This window comes from Spirosoma agri, assembly GCF_010747415.1.
GTDB lineage: Bacteria > Bacteroidota > Bacteroidia > Cytophagales > Spirosomataceae > Spirosoma > Spirosoma agri.
Genome location: NZ_JAAGNZ010000002.1, coordinates 1107463 through 1120654, shown reverse-complemented (window position 1 = coordinate 1120654; position 13192 = coordinate 1107463). Strand labels below are relative to the sequence as shown.

8 protein-coding genes are annotated in these 13192 nt (G+C 51.5%); 6 read left to right on the top strand and 2 right to left on the bottom strand.

Annotation, left to right across the window (positions count from 1 at the left end):
* The first annotated feature begins 194 nt into the window (after positions 1–194).
* The 5 genes from GK091_RS21275 (at position 195) to topA (ending at position 10414) form a co-directional block, all read left to right on the top strand.
* Positions 195–923 (top strand): hypothetical protein, encoded by a 729-nt coding sequence (locus GK091_RS21275; RefSeq protein WP_164041889.1) that lies wholly within the window; start codon positions 195–197, stop codon positions 921–923.
* Between the two features lie 2 nt (positions 924–925).
* On the top strand, positions 926–3697 hold the full coding sequence (locus GK091_RS21270) for a TonB-dependent receptor (protein ID WP_164041888.1): 2772 nt from the start codon (positions 926–928) through the stop codon (positions 3695–3697).
* 39 nt (positions 3698–3736) lie between these two features.
* A complete protein-coding gene (locus GK091_RS21265) occupies positions 3737–4852 on the top strand; it encodes a DUF4249 domain-containing protein (protein WP_164041887.1) in 1116 nt (371 codons plus the stop codon).
* Positions 4853–4876: 24 nt separating this feature from the next.
* Positions 4877–7291 (top strand): hypothetical protein, encoded by a 2415-nt coding sequence (locus GK091_RS21260; RefSeq protein WP_164041886.1) that lies wholly within the window; start codon positions 4877–4879, stop codon positions 7289–7291.
* Positions 7292–7693: 402 nt separating this feature from the next.
* A complete protein-coding gene (gene topA, locus GK091_RS21255; RefSeq protein ID WP_164041885.1) occupies positions 7694–10414 on the top strand; it encodes a type I DNA topoisomerase in 2721 nt (906 codons plus the stop codon).
* A 124-nt stretch (positions 10415–10538) separates the two neighbouring features.
* Here the strand turns inward: topA and GK091_RS21250 are convergent, their stop codons facing one another.
* Together GK091_RS21250 and GK091_RS21245 are read right to left on the bottom strand one after the other, a co-directional pair.
* Complete coding sequence (locus tag GK091_RS21250; RefSeq protein WP_164041884.1) at positions 10539–10790, bottom strand: hypothetical protein; 252 nt, start codon at positions 10788–10790, stop codon at positions 10539–10541.
* Positions 10791–11061: 271 nt separating this feature from the next.
* Positions 11062–11556, bottom strand: coding sequence for a DUF3299 domain-containing protein (locus GK091_RS21245; protein WP_164041883.1), 495 nt, complete (start codon positions 11554–11556; stop codon positions 11062–11064).
* Between the two features lie 67 nt (positions 11557–11623).
* Here GK091_RS21245 and GK091_RS21240 point away from each other — a divergent pair, with 67 nt between their 5' ends.
* Positions 11624–13189, top strand: a complete 1566-nt coding sequence (locus GK091_RS21240) for a sensor histidine kinase (protein ID WP_246202342.1) — start codon at positions 11624–11626, stop codon at positions 13187–13189.
* The last annotated feature ends 3 nt before the right edge of the window (positions 13190–13192 follow it).

Below are 13192 nucleotides of genomic sequence, written 5' to 3'. Positions count from 1 at the left end.
ATTGGACCAAGCAGATGAGAAACTAGTCGGTGAACTGGGTATAAACTAGCCGTCTTTGTCTCTGTCAAGACAGGAATTAGTTAAGTTTTTGTGTCGCCTTCCAACGGTGCGGCAGCATTTAGAATCGGACAATATTGTGTCATCCCTATTCTAAAGCAGAACTTATACTATTTTTATGGCTTCATGCAGACGATATGCACCACCGAATTCTTACACTTAGCTGCCTCTCTCTGTTTCTCATCGGCAAGGCTGTCGGACAACCGGTAAGCGCGGACAGTTCGTTTCTGGCTGCGGCCCGGAACCAGGCCGTCACTAGCTACGAGACTGCGCTTACCGAGAAGACCCATTTATACACCGGGCACGAGTTCATTCCGCACGACCGTCGCATAAAAATTCACCCCTATTTTGCGACCGATAGCCTGCAATCAGGGTCGATCACCTACAACGGGCTGGTGTATCACGATGTGATGATGTTGTATGACGTTGTCCGTGACGAGCTGGCTATTCAGGCTCCCAAAAATGTGTTCCGGATTCGGCCACACACCGAACAGGTTCGTACTTTTTCGTTGGGAAATCATCAGTTCGCCCGCATTGTCGGCGATAGTGCCGCCGGGGTTCGCACGGGCTTTTATAACATCCTGCACAAGGGCCGCGTCCAGTTTCTGGCGAAGCGCATCAAAGCGGTTCACGAAGATATTTCGGGCGGTGTCTACAAGGCCGATTACCTGGTCAAAGACCGCTACTACATTCTGAAGGACGGACTTTACCACGAAGTACGAACCAAGCGGTCGGTATTCAGACTATTTCCCGACCAGTCCGCTTCGCTCCGGAAATACCTTCGCTCGGCCCGGCTCAAGTTCAGCGAGCAGCGTGAGGAGGCCATAACGGCACTTGTGAAGCAGTACGAAAAACTAACGCCTTAACGATGGCCCAACTCTACCGCACCATTCTTCTTTTCGTTACCCTGACCGGCATGTTCACCCACGCATCGGGGCAACAACAGCCAGCGAAACCAATCAGCGGAGACTTCGCAAACCTCCGTTTCGAGCAGTTTGCGAAAGAAATCGAACGCGTCAGTCCCTACCGCTTTTTTTACAACGCCAGCGAAGTCGACAGTCTGGTGGTCAATTTACAGGTCAAAAATCAGCCCCTTCAGGCAGTGCTGCGGCAGTTTTTTGAGGGGACCAGGTATTTCTTCGCCATTGACCAGAACCAACGGGTCTACATAACGCTGGATCGACCGATACGAACCGAGTTACCCATTGGCTTTTTCCGGGGTGGTAACGGCCAGACAACCCTCGATTCAACGGCGAACGACTACCTGACGCAGGGGAAGACCAAACGCGTTGAAACCGAAACGAAGGTGTACGACATCGGCAAACGGACCAATCCCATACGGCCCGGTCGCTCAACCATTGCCGGTTCGGTGCGCAGTACGTTGTCGGGCGAGCCAATTGTCGGAGCGGCTGTTTACGTCGAAAATCCGCGGATGGGCACCGTAACGGACCAGTTCGGCTATTACTCCATCACGCTCCCCAGGGGCCGCTACGACCTGAAACTCCGCAGTATTGGTCAGAAAGATACCCGTCGCCGGATCATTCTCTACGCGGATGGCAAGCTGGATATTGAGATGGAAGACGATGTGATTGCGCTGAGAGAAGTCGTGATCGAGGCCGAAAAAGACGTGAACGTGTCGGGAATGCAGATGGGTCAGCAACGGGTCGACATCAAGACCATCCGGCAGGTTCCAACGGCGCTGGGTGAAGCCGATCTGCTGCGGGTCATTCTGACGTTACCGGGTGTAAAATCGGTGGGCGAAAGCTCAACGGGGCTTAACGTGCGGGGGGGCGCTACCGACCAGAACCTGATTCTGTACAACGACGCGCCAATCTATAACACCTCGCACCTGTTTGGCTTCTTCTCGGCCTTCAATCCGGACATTATCAAGAGCGCCGAACTCTATAAAAGTGGCATTCCGTCCCGGTTTGGCGGCAGGCTGTCGTCGGTACTAGAGGTGCAGACGCGCGACGGCAACAAAAAGAAACTCGTGGGTTCGGGCGGTATTGGTCTGCTGACGGGTCGGCTAACGCTGGAAGGACCGCTGATCAAAGACAAAACGTCGTTCATCATCGGTGGTCGCTCGACATATTCCAACTGGCTGCTGAAGCAACTGCCAAACTCCTCGTTCAAGAACAGCTCGGCCAATTTTTACGATCTGAACCTGCACGTTACGCACGATGTCAACGAGAAAAATACGTTGTACCTGACGGGTTACCTGAGCAAAGACGACTTCCGGCTCAACAGCGACACAACTTACCAATACCAGAATCAGACCGCCACGCTGAAGTGGAAACATATCATCAATAACAAGCTGTACAGCGTTTTTACGGGTAGTTACAGCGGCTATAAATACAACGTCTACAGCGATAAAAACCCGGTCAATGCCTATAAGCTGGATTTCGCGATCAGCCAGTCGCAAGTAAAGGCGGATTTCAATTATTATCCGACCAACAAGCACGCGGTCGATTTCGGGATCAGTTCAACGTATTACAAAATTGCACCCGGCAATTTCCAGCCGCGGGGCAGCGAATCGTTGATTCTTCCGGATGTGGTTTCGGGCGAGCAGGGCGTCGAAAGCGCGGTGTACATTGGCGACAAATTCGACATCACCGATCAGTTGTCGATCAGTGGTGGCCTGCGTTACTCAGCCTACACGTATCTGGGACCAAGATCGGTTTTCCAATACGCGCCGGGTGTGGCCAAAACGACAAACACGATTACGGACACCATCGCGTATACCAACAATCAGGCAATTCAGACCTATCACGGCCCCGAGTATCGGCTGGCCCTTCGCTATGCCCTCTCGCCAACGACCTCCATCAAGGCGAGTTTCAACCGGATGCGGCAGTACATTCAGATGCTCTCCAACACAACGGTCATCTCCCCCACCGACATCTGGAAACTGAGCGATCCGAACATTAAGCCACAGATTGGCGATCAGTACGCGCTGGGCTTTTACCGGAATAACCGCACCAACACCATCGAAACGTCCGTTGAGGTTTATTACAAGACCATGCAGAACATGCTCGACTACCGGAGCGGGGCCGTTCTGTTCCTGAATCACCATATCGAAACGGATGTTGTCAATGCGCAGGGAAAAGCGTACGGTATCGAATTTCTGGTCAAAAAATCGACGGGTAAACTAAACGGCTGGCTTAGCTATACCTACGCCCGGACGCTTCTACGGACCAATAGCCTCAATAGTGCGGAGACGATCAATCAGGGAGCCTATTACCCAAGCAATTACGACAAGCCACACGATGTTACCATGATCGGTAATTACAAGATCAACCGGCGGTTTAGCCTGTCGCTGAATTTTACGTACAGCACAGGTCGCCCCATCACGCTACCCATCTCAAAATTTACGCTCGACGGGGCGCAGCGGCTGCTTTACTCCGAACGCAACCAGTACCGGGTTCCAGACTACTACCGCGCTGACTTTGCAATGAACATCGAAGGCAATCACAAAGTCAAAAAGCTGGCGCACAGTTCCTGGACCATTGCAGTCTATAACCTGACGGGTCGGCGGAATGTCTATTCGGTCTACTTTAAGTCGGAGAACGGCGTCATCAATGGGTATAAATTATCCATTTTCGGGCAGCCGATACCGTCGATTACCTACAATTTCAGATTCTAAGAACGCGGTCAACACACGTGCATTCAGCACATTATAGACATGAAAAAATCAATTTTACTACAGTCTGTGATCTGGGTAGTGGTGCTGCTAGCTGCCGGCTGCGTTGATCCCTACCGCCCGCCCGAAGTTACCTCACCCAACACCTACCTGGTGGTGAGTGGCTTCGTCAACAGCGCACCGGGCACCACATCTACCATTCAACTGTCGCGCACGCAAAACCTGACGGATAAGAAGGCGCCAACCGTCGAAACAAAGGCGGTGGTCACGGTCGAAAGTTCAACGAAGGCAACCTACACCTTTCAGGAGGGAAGCGGTGGCGTTTATACACTGTCGGGTGTGGTGCCGCGCGCGGGTGAGACGTATCGGCTCCGCATCCGTACGGCGCAGGGAAAAGAATACCTGTCTGATTTTGTACCGGTTAATGTTACCCCACCCATCGATAGCGTAAGCTGGCGCGTGGAGAACGATGGCGTTCAGATCAACGTCAATGCGCACGACGCAACGAACAAAACACGCTATTATCGCTGGGAATTCGATGAAACCTGGGTCTACACGTCGGCGTACAACTCTCATTACGAGCTTGTAAATAAACAAATTTTACGCCGAACGGAAAGTGTTTATCAGTGCTGGGGAAGTTCGACCGACAAAACGATTCAACTGGGTTCGTCGGCCCGGTTGAGCAACGATGTTATCAGCCAGCGGCCACTGCTCTTTATTGACGGCGCATCGGTCAAGCTCAGTACGCGATACAGCATACAGGTCAAACAATATGCACTGACCCAGGCGGCTTATGATTATTACGACCAGCTGGCCAAAATAACGCAGAGTGTCGGGTCAATTTTCGATCCGCAACCGTCGCAAATTACGGGCAACATTCACTCAACGACCAACACCGGGGAGCTGGTTATGGGCTTCTTCCGGGTTGGATCGGTCGAAGCCCGTCGTATTTACATCGCGAAGACACAGTTACCACCCTGGATTCCAGGAACGGGCCACGGTAGTTGTGATGTCGATACTATGTCAGCCAGCGATATTCTCATGAAAGAGCCAGGTATCATCGACGAAGTGGATCGATTATACCTGACGACTTCCCTATACTGCCTCGACTGTCGATTGAAGGGTGGCGTAACCAAAAAACCAGACTTCTGGGAATAACCGGCTTTTTCCGCTTCTTATCCGATGCATTCATTTCAAAAACGATACCTGTTCTTTATTGCGCTGCTGCTGAGTGAATTGGCTACGTTTGCCCAGTCGCCAACAGCCGTTAACCCGATCGCTCAGTCCTTTGACACCTATCGGCGGCAGACGCTTCAGGAAAAATTATTCGTGCACGTGGATCAGGCATTGCACTTCACCGGCGAAACGGTGTGGTTTAAACTCGCCTACGTAGATGCCACGTTTCATCGCCCGCTCGATGTCAGTAAAGTCGCCCATGTCGAACTGCTGGACCACGATCAGAAACCAATTCTACAAACTAAAGTGTCTCTGTCAGCGGGTGCTGGCAACGGCAGTTTATTTCTGCCCGCATCGATTAATTCGGGCCATTATCTGCTTCGGGCGTATACAAGCTGGATGCGCAATTTCAGCACAGACTACTTTTTCGAACAACCCCTTACGATCATCAATCCCTTCAGACCGCTGGACGTACCGGCAGCGAAAGAAGCCGCCAGCCCGGTCGTTCAGGTATTTCCGGAAGGGGGCAATCTTGTTCGCAACCTACCAAGTAAGGTGGCGTTCAGCGTAGTCGATGCGGCTGGCAAGGGCATAACGGCCAAGGGCTGGCTGCTAACGGCGCAGAACGACACGGTGGCCCGGTTTAACACCCTTGCATTCGGTATTGGCAGCTTCTCATTTACGCCATCAGGTACGAACGTGTATCGGGTCGTCGTGACCGATACCAAAGGCCTGACCATTACGAAATCCTTACCGACGATTTATGAACAGGGCTACACCATGCACCTCGATGAAGCGGAAGGCAATCAGATAAAACTAACCGTCAACACCACCAATGCGTCGGCGTCGGGCGTTTACCTGTTTGCGCATACCCGGCAGCTCATCAAGGTGGCCGAAATGCGCCAGCTTCAGGGCGAAACGACGTTTCTTATCGATAAAAGCAAACTCGGTGAGGGCATTTCTCACCTGACCCTTTTCGACGCCGACCGTAAGCCCGTTTGCGAACGGTTGTATTTCAAACGGCCAGCGGAACCGCTCGCCATGACGCTGGCCACCGATCAGAAACGGTACCCCTACCGAACCAAAGTAACGCTGACCGCTTCCGTTCAGGCAACTGCGCCAAAAACCGACCAGGCTGACTTGTCGGTTGCCGTTTACCGCGTTGATTCACTATCGGCCGTCAATCCGAACGATATTCTGAGTTATCTGTGGCTGTCGTCCGATCTACAAGGGGTTGTCGAGTCGCCAGCCTATTATTTTCAGCCGGAGAATGCCGACGTTCGACAGGCAACCGACAACCTGATGCTGACCCACGGCTGGCGTCGGTTTAACTGGGAAACGGTGCTGGCCGATCAGACCAATAAAAACGCGAAAAAGGGTTTCCAGTTCATCCCCGATTACAACGGCCTGCTTATTCAGGGGCGCGTTACGAACCCTACCACGAATGCCCCCGTCCCGAATGTGCTGGCGTATCTATCCGCGCCGGGCAAACCGGTTCGTCTGTTTGCGGCCCGGAGTGATTCGACAGGGCGGCTTCGGTTCGAAATGCAGGATTTTTACGGTACGCAGGATGTGATCGTTCAGACTAATCCGCAGGACAGCCTCTACCGATTGACGATCGACAGCCCATTCGCGGAGCAGCCCCCCGCCACCCGTCTGCCGGCATTAGTCCTTGATGAGAACCAGACCGAGCCTATTCAAAATCGGTCGGTAGCGATGCAGGTCCAGAATACATTCTGGAATGAGCAGTCACTTCGCTATACGTATCCGACCGTCGATAGTGCGGCTTTTTATGGCATTCCCGATGAATCGTATCGGTTAGATGCCTACACCCGCTTCCCGACGATGGAAGATGTGCTCCGAGAGTATGTACTGGGCGTGCAACCCCGGCAGCGGCAGGGTCACTTTCGACTTGTCGTACCCAATGCGCCGTATCGCGAACTTTTTGACGAGAATCCGCTAGTTCTGATCGATGGCGTTCCGGTGTTCGATATGGATAAAGTGATGGCGTTCAGTCCACTCAAAGTGCAGAAGCTGGACGTAATCACGAGCCGTTTTTTTCTGGGTTCTATGGTTTTTTCGGGCATTGTCAGCTACATGACCTACAAAGGCGATCTGGCGAGCTTTCCCCTCGATACGCGCCTGCTGAAACTCGACTACGACGGATTACAGCTTCAACGCGAATTTTACGCGCCCCGCTACACGACAGACAAACAACGGACAAGCCGCCTGCCCGATGCCCGCACGCTCCTGTACTGGAACCCGTCGCTACGGACCAATGATCAGGGAAAGGGTCAGATCGATTTCTTCACATCCGATGTGGCCGGTTCGTATCTCGTTGAGGTAAATGGCCTTACAGCCAGCGGTAAGGCCGGATATCAGCGACTGATTTTCGAAGTACAAAAGCAGGACATTCCCTAAGTCCGGTTCTATGGGAAACCAAATTTCCGGCTGCGGACGGTCATAACCCGATTCCAGGGCTATCGGGTAACCGGTAAACGCCATAAATCACGGCTGTTCGGGCGATTTAGGATACGATGTAAGCCGGTACTGTACACCTTTGTTAAATTTCTGCCACGTTCATGTGAGATCAGGACCGCGCACATGTAAAATAAAAGCATCTATTACCTTCTTTTTGATGCCATTACGGGCTACGCTCGAACGTTGAGCCCTTACATCGTGTTAATTTAGAATAGATACGCTCCCTTCTTTATTTCAGTGCCCATAACTTGTCGATTTGCACAAGTGAGCACTTTTGCGTCTATATTTGACGCGGACGATGAGGAAGAACCAGAGGAGACAGTACCAACCTGAACACCAACTATGTCGAAAAACTTAGTCATTGTGGAGTCGCCGGCGAAGGCGAAAACCATAGAAGGCTATCTGGGTAAGGACTTTACGGTGAAGTCAAGTTTCGGTCACGTTCGCGATTTGCCCAAAGACGGGCTGGCCGTAGACGTGGCGAACGGCTTCCAACCGTCTTACGAAATTTCGCCCGATAAGAAGAAACTGGTTAGTGAACTGAAATCGCTCGCAAAATCGGCGGACGAAGTTTGGCTCGCTACTGACGATGACCGCGAAGGAGAAGCCATTTCCTGGCACCTTAAGGAAGCACTCGGCCTTCGCGACAATACCAAGCGTATTGTTTTCCGCGAAATCACAAAGAATGCCATCCAGAATGCCATTAAGACCCCGCGCACGATTGATGTGGATTTGGTGAATGCCCAACAGGCCCGGCGTGTTCTCGACCGGCTGGTCGGGTATGAACTGTCGCCGGTGTTGTGGCGTAAAATCAAAGGCGGTAGTGCTGGACTGTCGGCGGGTCGCGTTCAATCGGTTGCGTTGCGGCTGGTTGTTGAACGCGAACGAGAGATCGACAAGCACCAGTCGAAGTCTTCGTTCAAGGTATCGGCCCAGTTCATCGTTGACGGCTCCAAAGTGCTGAACGCCGAACTACCAAAAAACTTTGCGACAGCGGCCGAAGCGCGGAATTTTCTGGAAGCGTGTATCGGTGCTTCGTTCACGATCAAGAACCTGGAGGTAAAACCGGCCAAGAAATCACCGGCTCCACCCTTTACGACCTCAACGCTTCAACAGGAATCGTCACGTAAGCTCGGTTACTCCGTCGACCGCACCATGCGGATCGCGCAGAACCTGTACGAAGCCGGTAAGATCTCGTACATGCGTACTGACTCGACCAATCTCTCGCAGGAAGCGATTGACAAGGCGGTTGCTGAGATTGGCAGCGAGTTCGGGCAAAAATATATTCAGACACGTCAGTTCAAGACGAAAAATGAATCGGCTCAGGAGGCTCACGAAGCCATCCGCCCGACGAATTTCAACGATCGCAATGCCGGAGCCGACCGCGACCAGAAACGGTTATACGAGCTGATCTGGAAACGGGCGATCGCGTCGCAAATGGCCGATGCCCAGCTCGAACGGACCACCGTAACGATCAGCATCCGGTTTGCGAATGGAGCCACCGTAACGGTTCAGACGAACGTTGACGACAGCCCGTTTGCGGATACACCAGCCACCCCGGCGAAGGGCTTCCCCAGCGAACTCGTTGCGCAGGGTGAAGTGATCAAGTTTGACGGTTTTCTGCGCGTTTATCTCGAATCGAAAGATGATGAGGAAGACGAAGACGCCAAAGGCATGTTGCCTCCCCTCTCGGTGGGTCAGGTGCTGAACCTCGGCCAGATGAAGGCGACGGAGAAGTTCTCGCGTCCGCAACCGCGTTACGCCGAAGCATCGCTGGTGAAAAAACTCGAAGAAATGGGAATCGGTCGTCCATCGACCTATGCGCCAACCATCTCGACGATTGTTAATCGGGGTTATGTTATCAAGCAGGACAAGCCGGGGCAGGAGCGTAAATACCTGGAATACACACTTCAACGCGATCAGATCAGCGAAACGAGCGGTAAAGAAACGTTCGGCTCCGAAAAAGCCAAGCTGTTTCCGACCAACACGGGTATTGTCGTCAGTGACTTTCTGGTCGAATACTTCCCCGATATTGTGGATTACAAATTCACGGCGACGGTTGAGAAGGATTTCGATGAGATTGCCGATGGCCGCATGAACTGGAAAACGATGCTGGAAGGTTTCTACGGCGATTTCCACAAAAATATTGAAGAAATTCAGGGCTCGTCGGTCGTGTCGTTCAAGACTGGCGCGCGCGATTTGGGCCTTGATCCACGAACGGGCAAAAAGATCTCGGCGCGGCTTGGCCGATACGGTGCTTATGCTCAGATTGGCGAATCGACCGATGAGGAGAAGCCGCAGTATGCAAACCTGCGCGATGGGCAGCTGATCGAAACCATTACAATTCAGGAGGCTCTTGACCTCTTCGCATTGCCGCGTGAAGTGGGTTTCTTTGAAGACAAGCCCATGACCATCGGAATTGGCAAGTTTGGCCCCTATGTGAAGCACGACGACAAATACGTTTCGCTGACCAAGGAGGATGACCCCTATTCGATTGATGCCGACCGCGCAACGGCCCTAATCCAGGCGAAACGGGCCGAATCGGTCAGCGAAGCGCTGGGTGAGTTTGAAGGCAAGCTTGTCTCAACCGGTAAAGGTCGTTTCGGACCATACGTTAAATTCGAAGATAAGTATGTTTCGCTGCCCCGCAACGAATCGCTGGCTGGTCTGACGCTTGAGCGTGCCATCGAGCTGATTCTGGCCAAACGCGAGGTCGAAGCAAAAAAATACATTAAGGAGTTTCCCGAAAATCCAGCGATCAAAGTCATTAACGGTCAATACGGTCCGTATCTGGCTGTTGGCAAACGAAACGTTAAGATACCCAAGGATATTGATCCGGCGACACTAACCCTGGAAGATTGCCTACAACTGGCGGGCGACGATCCGGCGGCTTCCAAGACTAAGGCTCCGGCGAAGAAAGCGGCTTCCGCAAAACCAACGTCAGCGAAGACAACTTCCACAAAAGCAACGTCAACGAAGGTAAAAGCAACCGACACGACGGCCAAAAAGCCAGCAGCGAAGAAAACGACTGCCACCGTAAAAAAAACGGTAGCGAAAAAGTAAGTACGTCCGCCTAACAGTGGCGTATTCTCTTTGGCAAAAGCTGTTATAGAAGCAACAATCCCGCAGTCAGACGATTGCGGGATTGTTGCTTTTGTGGCTAGTGCCTGACCATTGACCACTCCTTTTAGATTCGGCGCCAGCTTTTGAGCTGAGCGACAAAAAGCCGCTTTTTCAGTCTTACCTGAGCCTTGTCCGAAGAAACTTCAGGGGCTGATTTGCTTGTAGCGAAACGACTCAGAAAAAAACGGGTACTGGCCGTAGGCTCTCCTTCCGGCGGTTTCTGTATCGAACGGATATAATTCTGCTGAACACCGACGAGCTTAACGCCAGCCACAAACAGAATACACAAAATTAGGTAGGTGAAGAATGATTTCATGACGAACAGTTTAGTGGATAGAGTCCGGTATAGTTGATGACAAAGTCGATTAGCAACTATATTGACCGGATCAAACATACATCATTTAATCGTTCGCTCAACGATCACTACACAATTGGTGCGTTTCGCTCAACGAATGGTCAGTTTTGCTTTGCGTACGGTCTACAGGAACGGTTCAGCCGTCAAATTGACGAAACAAAAAAAGTCCCCAACCCTGTCAGTTAGGATTGGGGACTTTTGAAAGAGCTAGGTATAGTAGCGCCGTATTGCTTTACTCCTCGATCATCTCGGCGTCGGCCAGAATGTAGTTGAGTTCGTAAATATTATCGGCGTTCAGTTTAAGCGTTCCCCGGAAGGTACGGCGCTCATCGGTTTTAAATTTCTTTCCTGTTTTTTTGAATTTCAGCGACACGACAGACTCCGGTCCTGCGCCACCGCAAAAGAAACAGGCGCTGTAGGGAAAAGCCGACAAAACGTACAGATTCGACTCCAGATCAACCGGCAATACATAACCCGTTAGGTCAACGGTTTTGCCGTTGAGTTTCTGAATACCCTGTCCAAACGTCGGATAAAGCATATAAACAGACTCTTCGGCGTACCACTTCTTCTTGAACGTGACATCACGTAAAACCTCCCACGACAATTTTACCGGCTCAGCAGAAGCGGTTGTTGGTGTGGTTTCACGGCCTGGGCGTACAGGCTCCAGTGGCCGGAAAGAGAAGGCAACAAAACTGGCGAATAGCAGAGCGACGAGTAACCGGTTCATGGCGTTGGGCACAGTATGGGACAAGTGTGAAGTAAAACTACGAAATTTACTACATTTACTCAATATTTTGGCTTCGATCAAACTGACCGTGACCGACTTTCTCAGCGATAACACAAAAAACGATCAGGCAATTCCCTTTCGCTTCACGCGCCTGTATGTTACCTTATTTCTCATCCTGGCAGTACTGCTTACGGGTGGACAACTTCTCACACAATGGCGGCTTAGCACAGTGCAGGATGAATTGTGGATCATCCGGTACACGGCTCTTCAGCGGCATCAAAGCCAGCAAATTGTTAAGCAGGCACTTCAGGTGACCGACAGCAAGGAGGGCAGTGACTTCAATCAGAACCTGGCCGAACTGCGCCATGTGTTCAGCGCCTTCGAACGTTATCATCTGGAGAGCCGTCAGGGACAAGTTACGGACCATAATGTCCTGATTCCCAATTCCGACACCATCCAGCGGCTCTACACCAACATCAGTCCGGAATTTAACGCTATTCAGCAAAGTATCGGCAATCTGATCAAGTTACAGCGCCCGGAAGATGTGTCGCAGCCCGTCGTTCAGGCCAGCCTGAAATTGCTTCTTGCCAATGAAAAGCCTTTTCTGGAAGAGATCGATGGTATCGTACGCCAACATACCAGTGAATTGCGTAACCAGTTGATCCGGCTGGAATCGATCGAATTGTATTTATACATAATCTCCATTGCCGTCATGCTCGGCATCGGTTTCCTGATTTTTCGGCCTGCCACTCACCGATTAAAACAGACGATTGCCCAACTTATCGAAGCGGAACGTCAGGCCAGTATTGCCAATAAGGAATTATTATACGTCAATAAGTCGCTGAACGAAACACGTCAAAAATTATTCGAAGCTACTCGATTGCAGTATCAGCAGGAGATCGACGAACAGAAAATCCGTACGTCTTACCTGATGGCCGGTCAGGAGGATGAGCGCAAACGCCTGTCCCGCGAACTGCACGACGGGCTGGGGCAAATGTTAACCGCGATCAAACTACAAATTGAGGGACTGGAAGCCGGACTCAGACGCGCATCGGCGGAACCCGGCAAAACTGATCTAATGGCACATTCGAAAAGTATTACGAACCTCAAAAAATTAGTTACGCAAACAATCCAGGAAACGAGAACAATTTCTAACAATTTGATGCCTAGCGTGTTGAGTGATTTCGGCATCGTCCCCGCTATCAAAATGCTGGCAGAAAATGACCGCAGTGAGACTGTCGATGTAACATTCGAATCGAACCTTACTGCGGATGATCCTCGTTTAGATAAAAACGTAGAAATCATGCTCTATCGGATCACGCAGGAAGCGCTTAGTAATGCCGTGCGCCATGCACACCCCTCGCACATTCATATCGAATTGATCGAACGGCAAAACTATGTTCACCTGCTTGTCACCGACGATGGGCGAGGTTTCAGACCGGTAAGCCAACGCTCAAAGCTTCCCAGCCCAACCAAAAATGGACGTGCTCCTTCGCAGGGTTTACACAACATGGAGGAACGAGCGAAACTCCTTAATGGTCGATTGAAAATCAGTTCAGTGCCCGGAAAAGGCACCAAAGTTCAAGTAAGTATTCCGTATAAGTTGCAATCTGCTCACTATGACGCCAATTAAATT